This is a genomic window from Flagellimonas myxillae, from assembly GCF_023502235.1.
In the GTDB taxonomy this organism is placed as follows: domain Bacteria; phylum Bacteroidota; class Bacteroidia; order Flavobacteriales; family Flavobacteriaceae; genus Flagellimonas; species Flagellimonas myxillae.
Genome location: NZ_JAMFLY010000001.1, coordinates 1426231 through 1440766 on the forward strand (window position 1 = coordinate 1426231; position 14536 = coordinate 1440766).

Sequence of the window (14536 nt, forward strand, 5' to 3'; positions counted from 1 at the left end):
GTTGCTGACCAAAATTACAAAAAAAACTTAACAGCAATGTAGAAGAGGAGGGACAGCAAAAAGGTACTTAGGGCCAATTTTTTGAGTTCGCCATCCAATAAAATGGGTTCCTCGGTTCGCATTACCTTAAGCAAATGGAGAAAGATGGGAACAAAGGCCAAAAGGTAAAACCAATAGATCATATTACCAATCTCCAAAAACGAAAAAGTCAAAAACCCAACAAATGCAAGGCTAATCAAGAGGGCATGATAGCGTTTGCCGTTTTTAAAACCCATTTTTACGATCAAGGTATTTTTGCCATGTTTTTTATCGGAAACTATATCCCTCAAATTGTTAAGGTTCAATACCCCAACACACAACAGTCCTATGGAAACCGCAGGCAAAATCGTGGTCCATTCCACAGATTTGGTATATAGGAACATGCTACCCAATACCCCTAGCAATCCAAAAAACAAAAACACAAAAACATCACCCAGCCCTTTGTAACCATAGGGATTGGATCCCATGGTATATCTAATGGCGGCCCAAATGCTTAAAACTCCAAGAATGGAAAAAAGCAAGATGTACTTTAGATTTTCCTTGCCAAAAGCCAAATAGACCAAAACCAAGGCCAAGATCATGCTAATCACAATGGAAACAACGATACCATGTTTTAGGGCTTTCCGGGAAAGTATTCCGCTTTGTAGGGCCCGCGCTGGACCTATGCGATCTTCATTGTCGGTTCCCTTAACACCATCGCCGTAGTCGTTGGCAAAATTGGATGTGACCTGAAACCCTATGGTGGTCAACAGGGCCAAAACAAATAGGGTAGTATTAAAATACCCTTGGTGGACAGCCAATGCCGTTCCCACGATTATTCCTGATAAAGAAAGAGGAAGTGTACGTAACCTAGCAGCTTGCACCCAAGCCTTAAAACTACCCAAGATTAATAGGGGTCTTCTATTTTAACCCTTTTGCCATCTTGGTACGAGGCTACAAAGGCATCCTTGAATCCCATATTTACTAATTGCTTTCTAAAGGATTGGGCTTCGCCCAAGGTTTCAAAATTTCCTAAAGAATAGGCATAGAAGGGATTGGTCTTTACGAACAAGGTGTTCGTCAATGCTTCAGAGGCCAAAGTCACGTTGTTATCCACAAAGGACTTAACCTGCACTGAATAGATGGTCTCTTTTTCCAAAAAGGCTTTGGCAAGGTAGAATTCGCGAACCAAGCTTAGCTCTTCATTCTGAAGTTTAAGGTTATCAATTCGCGCCTTGATTACGTCCAAACTGTCAATGGAAACCAAGAGGCTGTTTTGGCTCTCAAAGGAATTTTTGCTGCTCAGCCCTGCGGTAAACGAAGTAATCGCAAGGGTGCCCACAACAAAAAGTGCTGTGAACCCTAGAAGAATGTTGCGCTGCAACTTGATTTTGCGCAAATCCTTGTTCTTATATTTTATCTGGTCCAGCAGTCTTTCATTGATAATTTGGGCTTTATCTATGTCCTTGTGCAGGTCCAGTAAATCGCTTTCTTCAATAAATGGCATATTAGGTCAGTTCTTGTTTTCCTGCCAACATCCTAAGAGGATAGCTGTCAAGCAGTTAATACACACTTCTACAAATGTATAATTTTTGGCGAAAGAAAAAAATGCAATGTTGTCAAATCAATTAACAATTTCCCAACTTATTTATCAACCAAAGTTTACACAAGCTGGATCCCATTCTCCTTGATAACTATCTTTCTTTCACGGTATAGGGTTCCAATGGCTTTTTTGAAAGATTTTTTGCTTAAATGCAGCTGTTTTTGGATCTCTTCCGGACTGGATTTATCGTGCAGGGGCAAAAAGCCACCGTTTGCGTTCAATTTTTCCAAAATCATGTTGGCCGTAGGCTCTAACATCTTTGCTCCCAAGGGTTGAAGGGCAACGTCTATTTTGTTGTCCGGTCTTGCGCTCTTTATGTACCCAGTAAGCCTATCCCCTATGGCGAGAGGCTTAAAAACATCACTCTCAAAAACTAGACCTTTATATTGGTTCTCTATGATCACTTCCCAACCCAAAGGGGTTTTTCTATTCACAAGTAAATCCACCTCGGAATTAGGTGTAAGGTCGAACCCTTCATTGGAAAGAAAACGGTTGATCCTACTTGAGCCCGTCAATCTGAAGGTCTCCTCATCCAAATAGCAATGGACAACATAACGCTTCCCCTCTTCCATCCGAACCGTTTGCTCCCTGAATGGAACCAACAGATGTTTTTCCAAACCCCAATCCATAAATGCACCGTAGGCACCCACCTGCACCACTTTTAAATAGGCATAGGAATTCCGAATTATCAAAGGATCTAGGGTGGTGGCAATGGGACGTTCGGAACTATCCAGGTAGCAAAACACCTTGAGCTCCATATCGATCTCAAAATCTTCGGGGACATATTTGTTGGGTAACAATACTTCCGTTCCCTCGTTATCGCCCAAAAAGAGACCAATCCTTGTGCTACGTAAAACCCTAAGCGTGTTATAATTCCCCAATGCTATCATGCGGCAAAGGTAGACCGAAATTATGGGTATAAAAAAGAAGATTTGAGGCGGGAGAACCCCACCCAGGTTCTACTGTCTTCGAGAATTAGCGGTAAACCGATTCCTTGCCAAATTGCTTGCAAAGCATATAATAGATCACCGCCCGATGTTTGTTCTTGTCGGATCTCCCGTATGTATCGATAATTCCGTTGATGGCTTCCATCAAATTCGGGCTATCCGAAAGTCCCAATTTGTTGATCAGGTAGTTGTTTTTTACAGTATTTAGCTCCTTTTCATCTGATCCCGAGACCTTGGAGGAATCCAGATTGTATATGGAAGGACCCAAGCCAACAGTGACCTTGGTTAACAAATCCATATTGGGGTCTTCTCCAAATTTTTCTTTGATATCGGCCGCGTATTTTACAATCAAATCATCTCTTTTACTCATGGTCCAGGTATTGGTTTTAATGGTTACTAACAGATCGTTCTAAGATATAAAATCGAAATAGTCGAGCAAAATTTTGTTGTTCGCAGCCGTGGGTGTTTGTATCTCGAGAATTTTGGGTTTTTCGGAAGGATCATAAAACTTGGACATAGCCATTTTTACCTCCTGTTCATTTGCTGCAGCTAAATGATCAAAGTGGAACATGCGGGCCAAATGTTCGGCACTGTGCGCATGCTGCGTTTCAAAAAAGGTTGAAAACTCATCAGTTTCTTCGAATCCAGGTAAAATCCTGAAAATACCACCTCCCGAATTATTGATCAAGATGATTCTAAAGTCAGGACGGATATAATTGTTCCAAAGTCCATTGCTATCGTAGAAAAAACTCAAATCCCCGGTTATTAAAAGCGTTGGTTTTTGGTTATGAATAGAGGCCCCCAATGCGGTGGAAGTACTTCCATCGATGCCACTTGTGCCTCGGTTGCAATACACATGTAAGGAAGCATCCATCGGAAACAGTTGGGTATAGCGAACTGTTGAACTGTTGGCCAAATGTACTTGATAACCCTTGGGAATGCTTGGTTGGATCAAGTCAAATGCTACAAAATCGGAAAATCCTATCTGTTCCAAATAGGTTTGCCTTTTTTGTTCATAGTTCGTCTTGGCGTTTAGCCACTTGTCGCGATAACTACTTTCTGCTTTATTAAAATCACCCATTACCGAACCAAAAAAAGTATTGGGATGGGTCTTTATATGTTCCGACAAGCAGAAAAAAGTGTCATAAGCCTTGTTGGAGTCTATGTGCCAATGGTGTTTGGGTTGATGTCCCCGTAAAAAGGCCTTGATTTTTTTGGAAACAATCAACCCCCCAAGGGTAATGAGCAGGTCGGGTTGCAAATTGTCAAAGAGTTCATCTCTATCCACAGATTTCTCTATAGGAGCTATGATGCTATCAATGCTGGGGAAAAAATTGGGATGATGTACATTGGAAGTGGTCTCCGTAAATACCAGAACACTGGTGTCCCTGGCCAAGGTTTCCAATATTTCCTTTTCCAGAGCATTGGGTGGGTTAACCCCAATTAAAACCATCTTCCGTTGACTTGAATTCCAAATGGAAATCAAATCTGCCCAATCATTATTCCCAGATTTTGCAACCGGTGTTTCGGAAACAGGTATCTCGACTTTCAACCTATCTGTTAAACCATATAAGGGCTCTTCAAAAGGGATATTGATGTGTACGGGGGTCGATTTTTCAAAGGCGATTTTTAGGGCTGTTTCAATTGCTCGTTGGTTATGGGATTGAATCGATGCCTGACTCCGCTCAACACCCGTTACTTCCAAACCACGGGATACATCTTCCTTCAAATTGGCCGAATAGCCGATATGCTTTTCAAAAATATTTTCTTGTCTGATAGTTTGCCCATCCCCGATATCAATTTTGTGTTTTGGTCTATCCGCCGAAACAACAACCAAGGGGATATCGCTATAAAAGGCCTCTGTTACAGCGGGATAAAAATTCAACATGGCACTCCCCGAGGTACAGACCACTGCAACCGGTTCGCCCAATTGCTGAGCCATTCCAAGGGCAAAAAACGCCGCACAGCGCTCATCAACAATACTAAAGCAAGAAAAAAATGGGTTCTTGGTAAAGCTTAGGGTCAAGGGGGCATTTCGGGAGCCCGGTGAAATCACAATATTTTTGATTCCCTTCGATTTAAAGTAAAGAACCAATGTCTGTGCCGAAGGAATGTTGGAGTGCATCATGGATTACAAAAATACGCTCCAAAACGTTCTCAGCCCAAAATTAATGCTTGGCAAATTGTAGGATGTTGAGCAGGGTCTTACTTTTGTTCTGGGTCTCAGTCCATTCCTTTTCGGGATCAGATGCCCTAGTAATTCCCCCGCCCACAAATAGGGAAGCTTTGCCCTGGTGGATCTCCATGCATCGTAAGTTTACAAACAGGGAAGCACTTCTATTTGCCGCTAGGTTCAATTCCCCTAAAAAGCCCGTATAGTATTTGCGTTGATACCCTTCTTGTGCCAAAATAAAGTTTTTGGCCTCATGCGTAGGAATACCGCAAACTGCTGGGGTTGGGTGCAAAGCCCTGAGCACATCTGCAATGGATGTATTGGACAGCAACCTGCCCCTAATCTCGGATTTCAAATGCCATAGGTTTCCAGCCCTTACGGATTCCACAGGGTCCATCTGAAGCGGGTGGGCTATATCGCCAAGTTGGTCCAAAATATAGTTGGATACCATTTTTTGCTCCTCAATCTCCTTGTTCCCCCAATCGGGCAGCTGATTTTCAACATAAGCCAAGGTGGCCGCCAACGACATGGTTCTAAATTCCCCTCCCCTAATATGTACTAAGGTTTCCGGAGTGGCCCCGCACCAACTACCTATTTCGGGATGGTGGAATAGGTAACAAAAGGCATTGGCATAATTCTCCAGCAGCTTTTGGAAAATTTCAAGCGGTGACTCTTCGTATTCCAATTCCACTTTTCTAGACAACACTACCTTGCGCAAGCTACCTTTCTCTATTTGGGACACCCCCTTTTGAACAAGTTCAAGATGTTCTTTCTTGCCCTGATCCATTACCTCAACATCCTCGGACAATTGGGAGGTAGTTGAATTCCAAGATGTGGTCAATACTTGATCAGCTTGAATTATTACCGCATCATCTTTCCAATCAAAGGGTGCAAAAACAAAACCCTGTTCGTCAAAATTTTGGGCTATGTGCAACTCATTATCGTCCTGAAGAATTGCGATGATTGTCCGCTCTCCAGGTTTTCGATAAATGGCAAACGGACGGTCATTCTTCCAGACACCTCCCATTTGTTCGAGTAGCTCTTGAAAATCCTTATTTTCTGGGTAGGGCAATGGTGGTCAATTTACAGTTGGAAATCAGGTCACCTTCCTCGTTGGTAATTTTTATCTCCCACAACTGGGTGGTACGTCCTTTATGGATAATGGAGGCCTTGGCATAAACGTAACCCTCCCGAATGGATTTGACATGATTGGCCGAGATTTCAATTCCACGGACAAAGAATTCCTGTCCATCCAAAAAAACATAGGAGGCCGCACTGCCCACACTTTCGGCAAGTGCCACCGATGCACCCCCATGGAGCACGCCATCCGGTTGGTGCACTTTTGGGGAAACCGGCATACGGGCCACCAAAAAGTTCTCGCCTACATCTACATAGTCAATTTCCAATGTTTCCATTAAGGTATTCTTACAAATGCCGTTGCAGACCTCAAGAATCTTTGCCTTATGCTCGTTCATGCTTTCAAATTTTCGTAAAATTACGCAAAGGTATTGCTTTAAAAGAAGTTTATGTAATCCATGGAAAAGAAGGTCACCTATACCACGCAAAATACGTATGAAACCCTGAATACCTTAACCGAAACAACCAAGAATGTATGGTTGGTGTTTCATGGAATGGGGTATTTGAGCCGGTACTTTATCCGGTATTTCTCCCAGCTAAATCCGGAGGTGAATTATATTGTGGTACCGCAAGCGCCCTCTAAGTACTATTTAAAGGATGAATTCAAATATGTGGGTGCCAGCTGGCTGACCAAGGAAAGCACTGCTATGGAAACGGAAAATGTCTTGGAATATATTGATGCCGTTTACGAAGCCGAACAATTTCCCTCCCATGCCAACTTGATACTTTTTGGGTTTTCCCAAGGAGTATCCGTTGCTGCGCGATGGATGGTCCGGAGAAAAGTACCCTGTCATTCGGTTGTTCTTTATGCCGGGGGTATTCCTAATGAGTTGGTAAGGGCAGATTTTGATTTTGTGGATTGGGAAACCACCAAGGTCAAAATTGTGTATGGCTCAACGGATAAATACTTGATTCCCGAGCGAAGGAAAGTGGAGATAGAGAAAATCGACACCCTCTTTTTGGGAAAGGCGGAGATCATCAATTTTGAAGGAGGACACGAAGTGAAACCGGAACTATTACCGACCTTAATTTAAAAACATGGAAACTATTGAAAAACATTTGGCACATGTTACCCTAGTGGTCAAGGATTATGATGAAGCCATCAGTTTCTATGCCCAAAAATTGAATTTTGAACTTAAACAAGATGTTGATTTGGGAGATGGAAAAAGATGGGTGGTGGTCTCGCCTAGGGATGGTCAATGTAGCCTTGTTCTGGGCAAGGCCGTCGGGGCCGCACAGGAAGCTGTCATTGGCAACCAAACTGGTGGAAGGGTGTTCCTGTTTTTACACACTTCGGATTTTTGGACGGATTATAACTCCATGAAGGAAAAAGGAGTTGTTTTTAAAGAGCAACCTAGGGAGGAGCCCTATGGCATCGTGGTCGTGTTCGAAGATCTTTACGGAAATCTTTGGGATTTGTTACAGATCAATTGATCAATTGGGACCTTCGTCCCCTACCTTTTCGGCTGGATAATAGGTAATACGTCTGGTGGAATACGCATTGTCCGGTGTGATGATCTGTTTGATCCAATTTTTTTCCGGATTGCTATCAAATTGAAAAATATATTCTTTTACCGATTCCGAGTTGACCGTACGTGTTGTGACTTTTTCCAGCACTCCTTCAGGATCATAGGAGTAAATCAATTTTTTCTCAGATTCAAACTTCTTAGCGGAAACATTATAAAGGAAAAATTCCTTGGAACTCAACTTGCCATCCGATTTAAAAATCTCTTCTGTGGCTTTATTCGGATCACCGTCAATAAACTCCTTGGTCAACACTATTTTTTGCATACTGCCGCCAGCTTGCTTTTCGGAAGTCCGAACGGACTTTTCCAGAATACCGTTACTCAAATAGCTGGTGGTCAGTTCGTTTTGGTAGGGAACGTACTCGACGATACACTCATCCACACCTTCCGAATTGGAGGTGATGATCTTGACTAATCGGTTTTCTTCGTCAAATTCGTATTCTTGCTGCTCCAGGAATTCCTTGTCGTAAGAAACAATTTTTTCAAACAGTTTGCCTGGCTGTAAACTATCCCGCGTGTAAAAGTTGACCATGGAGGTGGCAGCGTCAAGCACATTGTCTTTGTAACTCTCCAATCTTTTTTCCATCAGATGTCCTTCGGCATACTTGTAATACGTGATATCCTGGTCTGTATCATTGTATTGCGTAACGGTCCTTACCAAAAAACCATCTTCATTGAATTCAAAGAGTTCCTTCCCGTAATCGGTGATCACCAAACAGGTCTTTACCTTTCCGTTTAGGTCAAAATCCTTCACCTTGAACATTTGGAGATCCTGGGCGGAAATTCCAAAGTTCAGAGTAATTAGGATTAAGACAAGGAGGTATTTCTTGATCATATGGTAAAATTACTTCGAAATGATACAATTATAAAACAAAAAGGGTGCCAGTTGTCTAAAACTTTCGTTCTGGAGCAAATGGAGCAATGTCCATGGAGAGTTTATCCCCCGAAATCAATTCGGTGATCAACTTCCCGGTAGCAGGCCCTAGGCTCCACCCCATCATAGCATGGCCTGTGGACAAATGGAGATTGCTGTATCTTTTGGAGGTTCCAATATAGGGGAGGCCATCGGGAGTAACGGGTCTAAGACCACACTGGGCATTTTGTTTATCTACTTCGGGGATTTGTAGTCCTTTGTAGTATTGACTTGCCCCCCTTGCAATAGCTTCTACACGTTCTTTTCTGATTTTGCTGTTGATTCCGGAAAATTCCATGGTTCCGGCAAAACGGGTAAAACCATCCATAGGCGTTACCGCCATTTTAGCTTCCATCAAAATAGCGGGCATGGAAATTTGGGTGGGGGTTTCCATATTGATTCTATACCCCTTTCCTGCCTGCAAGGGTAATTTTACGCCCAATTTTTTTGAAAGCTTGGAAGTCCATGACCCGGCTGCAAAGACTATGTCATCAGCTTGATAATTGGTCAGATTGGTTCTGACCCCTATAACCGTGTCTGGGCCTAATTTTACATCTTGAACCTCCTCATTCTTCCTAATATCTACACCCTTTTTTTGGAGATGGGTCAACATACGCTCCATAATTTGGTGTGGGGTGGTATGCCAATCCGATTCATAGTGAAAAGCCCCTTTTGCATTCAACTCTACATGGGGTTCCAGAATTCGTAATCCATCCAAATCCAAATGATGGACTGTTAAACCAAGTTCTTTGGCGCGTTCGGCAACTTCAAGCTCGTGATCCCTTTCTTTTTTGGTCTGGTACATCATCAACAATCCCTTGCGTTCCAACTGAAAATCGCCCAAATCCCCAGAATTCCATATCTCTTCGTACAACTCACGGCTCAAAAGATTGATGTCCATGATAACGGGCATCGCCTTGGCAACCTTTTCCGTAGTCGACGATTTTTTGAAATACCAGGCCCATTTAATGAAATCCATGTCCAGCCGCGGTTTCATATAAAAGGGACTGGAGGAATTGAACATATACTTGATTCCTTTGGAAATCATTCCAGGGGAAGCCAAGGGTACAATGTGACTCGGGGTAATATATCCTGCATTTACATAAGATGCTCCGCCATCCATATTGGATTTATCCAAAACGGTAACCTGATGGCCTTCTTTTTGTAAATAATAAGCGGTGGAGAGACCGATGATTCCCCCACCAACTACGATAACACTTTTGTTTTTTCCCATGTTAGATTACTTGGAACCCGTGGGCATAAGGATCATCCTCCGTATCAATGGTGATGGTGTTTCTACCGTAAACTTTTGCCCAACCTTGAATACTGGGTATAATGGCCATTTTATTCTTCAAGCTAGTTTCCTTTTCCACTTTCCCTACAAATGTAGAACCAATATAGCTTTCATGGACATATTCCTCCCCCAATTCCAAATCGCCTTTGGCGTATAATTGTGCCATACGGGCCGAAGTTCCCGTGCCACAAGGAGATCGGTCGATGGCCTTATCCCCATAGAAAACTGCATTTCGGCCAGAAGAATGGAGATTTAAAGGTTCTCCCGTCCACAACACGTGGGAAACCTGATTGATCGCAGGGTTTTCGGGATGTACAAATTCGCCGGGATATTTTTCATTAATGGTTTGTCTAACCTCTTGTGAAAATTGAATCAGTTGGCTTGCCGTAAAGTCCTGTACCCCAGAAAAATTTTGTTGGGGATCCACAATAGCGTAAAAGTTTCCGCCAAAAGCCACATCGAATTTTAAGCTGCCTAAAAAGGAACTGTCTACCGTAAGATTCTGTCCTGCCAAATAGCTTTTTACATTGGTAATCCGAACCCATTCCACCTTTTTGTTGGGCTGGGAATAGGCTATTTCCACTAGGCCAGCTGGCGTTTCCAGTCTTACCTTTCCTTTTTCTTTAGGCTGAATCAATCCTTCCTCCAAAGCAATGGTCATGGTTCCAATAGTACCATGGCCACACATGGGCAAACAACCGCTGGTTTCTATAAAGAGCACCGCTACATCATTATTAGGGTCGTGCGGTGGATAAAGAATGCTTCCACTCATCATGTCATGACCCCGGGGTTCAAACATTAGGCCGGTTCTTATCCAGTCATATTCCTTTAAAAAGTGCTGCCGCTTTTCTTCCATGGTCTTTCCTACAAGGTCAGGTCCCCCTTCTACAACAAGTCGTACGGGATTTCCACAGGTATGCGCATCAATGCATTTAAACGTATGTACACTCATTAAAAGTTGGGGATTTCTGGTCTAGTCCTTACACCTTCCTCGATAATTCCCAGTACCCGTTGCCGCTCGGCTCCGCTCAATGGCAATCTGGGCAATCGGACCTGTTCGCTTCCAATCCCTGTCGCCACTTCGGCAAGTTTAATGTTCTGAACCAATTGAGGGCTAATATCCAATTCCAAAAGTGGCATGAACCATCTGTAAATTTCGGCTGCCTCTTCTATTCGGCCCGACTTGACCAATTCGTAGATGGCCACAGTTTCGCGCGGAAAAGCACAAACCAAACCGGCCACCCATCCGTCGGCACCCATAACCAAAGTCTCCATGGCCAAGGTATCCACCCCGCCAAGTATACTCAAACGGTCCCCAAAACGGTTTCTGATTCGGATAATATTGGTAATATCCCGTGTCGATTCTTTTACCGCTTGAATGTTGTCAAGCTTCAATAACTCATCGAACATTTCCAAAGTTACCTCAATTTTATAGTCCACTGGGTTATTGTAGATCATTATAGGCAAGGTTGTGCTGTCAGCAACTGCTTTGAAATACGCTACAGTTTCTTCGTCTGTTGATTTGTATCGCATCGGTGGCAGCATCATAAGTCCAGCTGCTCCCTGTTCTTTGGCCAAGGCGGCTGTTTCAATTGCCTTTTTAGTGGACTGTTCCGCGATGTTCATAATTACCGGAACTTTGCCGTCCACCAAATCAACAGTATGCCTCACCAAGATTTTTTTCTCCTCATCTTCCAAGGTACTGGCCTCACCCAAAGTACCTCCCAAAATAATTCCATGTACCCCTGCATCCAGTTGCGCCCTAATATTTACAGAAAACATATTCAGGTCTAGTTGATCATCATTCGTGAACTTGGTGGTTACAGCGGGCATTACCCCTTTCCAATTTACTTGTGCCATATTCTAATTATTTTTTACAAAAGTAGAAGGTGTTTCTAAGGTACTATTCCTGAAAATTAGCTAATATTTACGTTATATTATCTTTGTTTTTATAATTTAAAGTTTATTAAGGTAATTTTTGAGTAAATGAAAATTTATTCCTTTACGATTCCTAAAAAACCTGGAGAGAACATTGTCGTCCAAAATGATGAAGGACCCGCTTTTTTTGACAAGCTTCATCAACACCGGGAAATTCAACTCAGCCTTATTCTAAAGGGAACGGGAAAAGTCATCGTCGGTGATAGTGTACATGTTTTTCATCCCGGGGACTTTTTTGTCATTGGAAGTCATATTCCGCATTTGTTCAAAAGTGAAGTCACTGATGGCATTGTGCAGATGAAATCGGTTTTTTTTGCAATGGACTCATTTGGCGCATCGTTTTTCCAACTTCAGGAAATGGAGGAACTCAAATATTTTTTTAATTATGCAGAAACCGGATTCAAGCTAAATACAACCTCATTGGAGATCCCAATGGTAATTGAACGGATATTCTCCCAAACGCATTTTGCGCGGTTTATGATGCTGATGCAATTGCTTAGAATGCTTAGCGGGGCACAGAAATTACCGCTTTCCAATTTTTTGGAGCCCAAGGAGCTTTCACATGACCATGGGGAAAGGTTACGAGTGGTATTCGATTATGTTATGGAAAATTTTGAGCAGAAAATCACCTTGGAAAAGGTTTCCAAACTAGCCCACATGACCCCTAATGCCTTTTGTAGGTTTTTTAAACAGCGTACGAACAAAACTTTTTTCAAGTTTTTGAGTGAAATCCGCATTGAGCACGTCTGCCAGCTTCTTGCACAAAATCAAGATCTTTCGGTGGTGGAAGCTGCGCATCAGGCCGGTTTTAATTCCATCTCCAATTTCAACAAAACATTTAAGGATATAAAAGGAACCAACCCTACAAAATATCTAAAGGAACTCAGCTAAATTTAAAATCCCGTACATGGGATGGGATTCTTTGTTATTTTTGGCGAATTATTGGACAAACCATTTGAAATGAGATTCATACTTCTATTGCTTATCGGATTGCAATTTTCCTGCAATACCTCACAGAAAACCGTTGAGAAAACAACAACTGCCACCAAAAACCCTGATCCCGTTACTTATGCGGAATCCATTACCGAAGAAGATTTAAAAGAACATCTTTATGTATACGCTTCTGACGAGTTTGAAGGTAGGGAAACCGGGAAACCAGGGCAAAAGAAAGCTGTTGCCTATCTTACCTCCTACTATGAATCTTTAGGTATCCCAGCAGCTAAACGTGATGGTGACTACCAACAAAAGGTACCACTTGAAATTGCACAAGTACCCGAGGGAAATGTTGATTTTAATGGTTCCTCCTTTGCTCTTGGGGATAACGTATTGACCTTTGCCGAAGCTACTGGAACCTATGAGGACTTGGTTTACGTGGGATATGGTATAGAGGAAGGTTCCTACTCCGACTATTCCAACGTCGATGTAAGCGGAAAGCTAGTGCTTATCAAGGCAGGCGAGCCCGTCAATGCTGACGGCAACTATGTGCTTTCAGGAGATAAAAAGAAATCTATATGGAGCAATATGAGCGAGGGCGTGGGTAAAAAATCCACCCTTGCCATTGAAAAGGGAGCAAAGGGAGTTCTTTATTATGACATGACAAACTTTAAGCGTTTCAAGGGCTATTTTGATTTTATGAAAAGTAATAAGAGTGGTAAAATGAGCTTAAAGGACGAATCCGATTCCCAAATATTGATCATGCTTGATGAAAAGTCCGTAGCGGCGCTTAAAACGGATATTGAAAGTGATCATACCCCCAAAGCAATCCCTGCTTCCATACAGTTGAATGTTACCAGCAAAAATGGGGAAGTGGATTCTGAGAATGTGGCGGCGATTATAAAGGGAACCGAAAAACCTGATGAATATGTCGTTGTATCCTCGCATTTGGACCATATAGGGGTAACTGCCGACGGACAAATAAATAATGGAGCAGACGATGACGGCTCAGGAACTGTCGCCCTATTGGAAATGGCTGAGGCCTTTAAAAAAGCTGCTGATGCTGGAGAAGGCCCAAAACGCTCCATTGTTTTCCTCCATGTGACGGGAGAAGAAAAAGGCCTTTTGGGATCAAAATATTACACAGATGTGGACCCGATTCTACCCTTGGAACAAACGGTGGCCAATTTGAATATTGACATGATCGGAAGAATCGACCCCAAAAGGGACGGAAGTAGAAATTATCTTTATCTGATCGGTTCTGATAAGTTGAGTACCGAACTCCACAATTTGTCCGAGGAAATCAACGACAAATACACACAAATAGAATTCGATTATACCTACAACGATGAGAACGACCCCAATCGTTTTTACTACCGAAGTGACCATTACAATTTTGCCAAAAACAATATTCCAATCATATTTTATTTCAATGGTACCCATGCCGATTATCACCGACCTGGGGACACCCCGGACAAAATAAACTATGATCTTTTGAAAAATAGGACGAGGTTGGTTTTTTACACCGCATGGGAGGTGGCCAATCGGGAAAACCGCATAGTGGTTGACAAAGCTGTAAAGTAAGTCGGCCCTTTATTCCACAAAGAAGCCCTTCATAACGAAGGGCTTTTCTTTTGTAAAAGAATCTATAATTGTCCAGATTTATTTGGTAAACTGGAAGAAATCATAGTCCTGAATAATATCAGCTGCCATAAGCTCTATGGTTTTATGGTCGGGGTGATTCTGATATGTCTTTATGTTGTCATCGGATGAGAAATGGAGGGTAATCAATATGTCATGGTCTTCTGAGGAATTGGTGATTAGATCCAAAGAAACATTGTTAAGGCCTTCGATTTTTGAAGGAAGCCCTTTAAAGATCTCCAGGAATTTTTCCTTTTTAGGACCTTCAACATCATCCGCCCAACGATAGAGCAATACATGATGAAATTCCGTGGTTTCCTGGCAAGAAAGGCAAAATGCGCTAAAACATAGAAGAAACAGAGTGAACTTTTTCATTGGAGTATTTTCTTTGAAGCCCTAAGATTGGTTTTATT

Annotated in this window: 16 protein-coding genes; 4 read left to right on the forward strand and 12 right to left on the reverse strand. The window is 42.5% G+C overall.

What is annotated here, in order from left to right:
* Nucleotides 1-14: 14 nt before the first annotated feature.
* From M3P07_RS06540 to M3P07_RS06570, 7 genes are all read right to left on the reverse strand, one after another.
* A complete protein-coding gene (locus M3P07_RS06540; protein ID WP_249969093.1) occupies nt 15-923 on the reverse strand; it encodes a 1,4-dihydroxy-2-naphthoate polyprenyltransferase in 909 nt (302 codons plus the stop codon).
* A gap of 2 nt (nt 924-925) precedes the next feature.
* A complete protein-coding gene (locus M3P07_RS06545) occupies nt 926-1525 on the reverse strand; it encodes an SPOR domain-containing protein (protein ID WP_249969094.1) in 600 nt (199 codons plus the stop codon).
* Between the two features lie 155 nt (nt 1526-1680).
* A complete protein-coding gene (locus M3P07_RS06550) occupies nt 1681-2511 on the reverse strand; it encodes a CvfB family protein (RefSeq protein WP_249969095.1) in 831 nt (276 codons plus the stop codon).
* Between the two features lie 85 nt (nt 2512-2596).
* Nucleotides 2597-2938, reverse strand: coding sequence for a DUF2853 family protein (locus M3P07_RS06555; RefSeq protein WP_249969096.1), 342 nt, complete (start codon nt 2936-2938; stop codon nt 2597-2599).
* 39 nt (nt 2939-2977) lie between these two features.
* Nucleotides 2978-4696 carry a 2-succinyl-5-enolpyruvyl-6-hydroxy-3-cyclohexene-1-carboxylic-acid synthase gene (gene menD, locus M3P07_RS06560; protein ID WP_249969097.1) on the reverse strand — a complete coding sequence of 573 codons (1719 nt, stop codon included), beginning with the start codon at nt 4694-4696 and terminating at the stop codon, nt 2978-2980.
* 40 nt (nt 4697-4736) lie between these two features.
* Nucleotides 4737-5813 carry a chorismate-binding protein gene (locus M3P07_RS06565; RefSeq protein ID WP_249969098.1) on the reverse strand — a complete coding sequence of 359 codons (1077 nt, stop codon included), beginning with the start codon at nt 5811-5813 and terminating at the stop codon, nt 4737-4739.
* Complete coding sequence (locus tag M3P07_RS06570) at nt 5794-6216, reverse strand: PaaI family thioesterase (protein ID WP_249969099.1); 423 nt, start codon at nt 6214-6216, stop codon at nt 5794-5796. The genes M3P07_RS06565 and M3P07_RS06570 overlap by 20 nt, the downstream gene beginning before the upstream one ends.
* Nucleotides 6217-6276: 60 nt before the next feature.
* Between M3P07_RS06570 and M3P07_RS06575 the strand changes: the two genes are divergently transcribed.
* Nucleotides 6277-6912 carry an alpha/beta hydrolase gene (locus tag M3P07_RS06575; protein ID WP_249969100.1) on the forward strand — a complete coding sequence of 212 codons (636 nt, stop codon included), beginning with the start codon at nt 6277-6279 and terminating at the stop codon, nt 6910-6912.
* Nucleotides 6913-6916: 4 nt separating this feature from the next.
* Nucleotides 6917-7312: a VOC family protein gene (locus tag M3P07_RS06580; protein WP_249969101.1), complete on the forward strand. Its 396-nt coding sequence runs from the start codon at nt 6917-6919 to the stop codon at nt 7310-7312.
* Here M3P07_RS06580 and M3P07_RS06585 read toward each other — a convergent pair whose 3' ends face one another.
* Genes M3P07_RS06585 through M3P07_RS06600 form a run of 4 tightly spaced genes read right to left on the reverse strand, consistent with a single transcriptional unit; the run spans nt 7313 to nt 11471 of the window.
* On the reverse strand, nt 7313-8239 hold the full coding sequence (locus M3P07_RS06585; RefSeq protein ID WP_249969102.1) for a hypothetical protein: 927 nt from the start codon (nt 8237-8239) through the stop codon (nt 7313-7315).
* Nucleotides 8240-8294: 55 nt separating this feature from the next.
* Nucleotides 8295-9551 (reverse strand): NAD(P)/FAD-dependent oxidoreductase, encoded by a 1257-nt coding sequence (locus M3P07_RS06590; RefSeq protein ID WP_249969103.1) that lies wholly within the window; start codon nt 9549-9551, stop codon nt 8295-8297.
* Nucleotide 9552: 1 nt separating this feature from the next.
* Complete coding sequence (locus tag M3P07_RS06595) at nt 9553-10563, reverse strand: 4-hydroxyproline epimerase (RefSeq protein ID WP_249969104.1); 1011 nt, start codon at nt 10561-10563, stop codon at nt 9553-9555.
* A complete protein-coding gene (locus M3P07_RS06600) occupies nt 10563-11471 on the reverse strand; it encodes a dihydrodipicolinate synthase family protein (RefSeq protein WP_249969105.1) in 909 nt (302 codons plus the stop codon). The genes M3P07_RS06595 and M3P07_RS06600 overlap by 1 nt, the downstream gene beginning before the upstream one ends.
* Nucleotides 11472-11597: 126 nt before the next feature.
* Between M3P07_RS06600 and M3P07_RS06605 the strand changes: the two genes are divergently transcribed.
* Both M3P07_RS06605 and M3P07_RS06610 read left to right on the forward strand, forming a co-directional pair.
* Complete coding sequence (locus M3P07_RS06605) at nt 11598-12440, forward strand: AraC family transcriptional regulator (protein WP_249969106.1); 843 nt, start codon at nt 11598-11600, stop codon at nt 12438-12440.
* Nucleotides 12441-12509: 69 nt separating this feature from the next.
* Nucleotides 12510-14066, forward strand: a complete 1557-nt coding sequence (locus tag M3P07_RS06610; protein ID WP_249969107.1) for a M28 family peptidase — start codon at nt 12510-12512, stop codon at nt 14064-14066.
* A 78-nt stretch (nt 14067-14144) separates the two neighbouring features.
* Here M3P07_RS06610 and M3P07_RS06615 read toward each other — a convergent pair whose 3' ends face one another.
* Nucleotides 14145-14498, reverse strand: coding sequence for a Dabb family protein (locus tag M3P07_RS06615; protein ID WP_249969108.1), 354 nt, complete (start codon nt 14496-14498; stop codon nt 14145-14147).
* Nucleotides 14499-14536: the final 38 nt, after the last annotated feature.

Bases quoted from the DNA above. Each gene is read 5' to 3' on its own strand.
- M3P07_RS06605 (WP_249969106.1), top strand. From the start codon at position 11,598: ATGAAAATTTATTCCTTTACGATTCCTAAAAAACCTGGAGAGAACATT.
- M3P07_RS06550 (WP_249969095.1), bottom strand. From the start codon at position 2,511: ATGATAGCATTGGGGAATTATAACACGCTTAGGGTTTTACGTAGCACA.
- M3P07_RS06590 (WP_249969103.1), bottom strand. From the start codon at position 9,551: ATGGGAAAAAACAAAAGTGTTATCGTAGTTGGTGGGGGAATCATCGGT.
- M3P07_RS06570 (WP_249969099.1), bottom strand. From the start codon at position 6,216: ATGAACGAGCATAAGGCAAAGATTCTTGAGGTCTGCAACGGCATTTGT.
- M3P07_RS06600 (WP_249969105.1), bottom strand. From the start codon at position 11,471: ATGGCACAAGTAAATTGGAAAGGGGTAATGCCCGCTGTAACCACCAAG.
- M3P07_RS06595 (WP_249969104.1), bottom strand. From the start codon at position 10,563: ATGAGTGTACATACGTTTAAATGCATTGATGCGCATACCTGTGGAAAT.
- menD (WP_249969097.1), bottom strand. From the start codon at position 4,696: ATGATGCACTCCAACATTCCTTCGGCACAGACATTGGTTCTTTACTTT.
- M3P07_RS06615 (WP_249969108.1), bottom strand. From the start codon at position 14,498: ATGAAAAAGTTCACTCTGTTTCTTCTATGTTTTAGCGCATTTTGCCTT.
- M3P07_RS06585 (WP_249969102.1), bottom strand. From the start codon at position 8,239: ATGATCAAGAAATACCTCCTTGTCTTAATCCTAATTACTCTGAACTTT.
- M3P07_RS06580 (WP_249969101.1), top strand. From the start codon at position 6,917: ATGGAAACTATTGAAAAACATTTGGCACATGTTACCCTAGTGGTCAAG.
- M3P07_RS06555 (WP_249969096.1), bottom strand. From the start codon at position 2,938: ATGAGTAAAAGAGATGATTTGATTGTAAAATACGCGGCCGATATCAAA.
- M3P07_RS06610 (WP_249969107.1), top strand. From the start codon at position 12,510: ATGAGATTCATACTTCTATTGCTTATCGGATTGCAATTTTCCTGCAAT.
- M3P07_RS06545 (WP_249969094.1), bottom strand. From the start codon at position 1,525: ATGCCATTTATTGAAGAAAGCGATTTACTGGACCTGCACAAGGACATA.
- M3P07_RS06575 (WP_249969100.1), top strand. From the start codon at position 6,277: ATGGAAAAGAAGGTCACCTATACCACGCAAAATACGTATGAAACCCTG.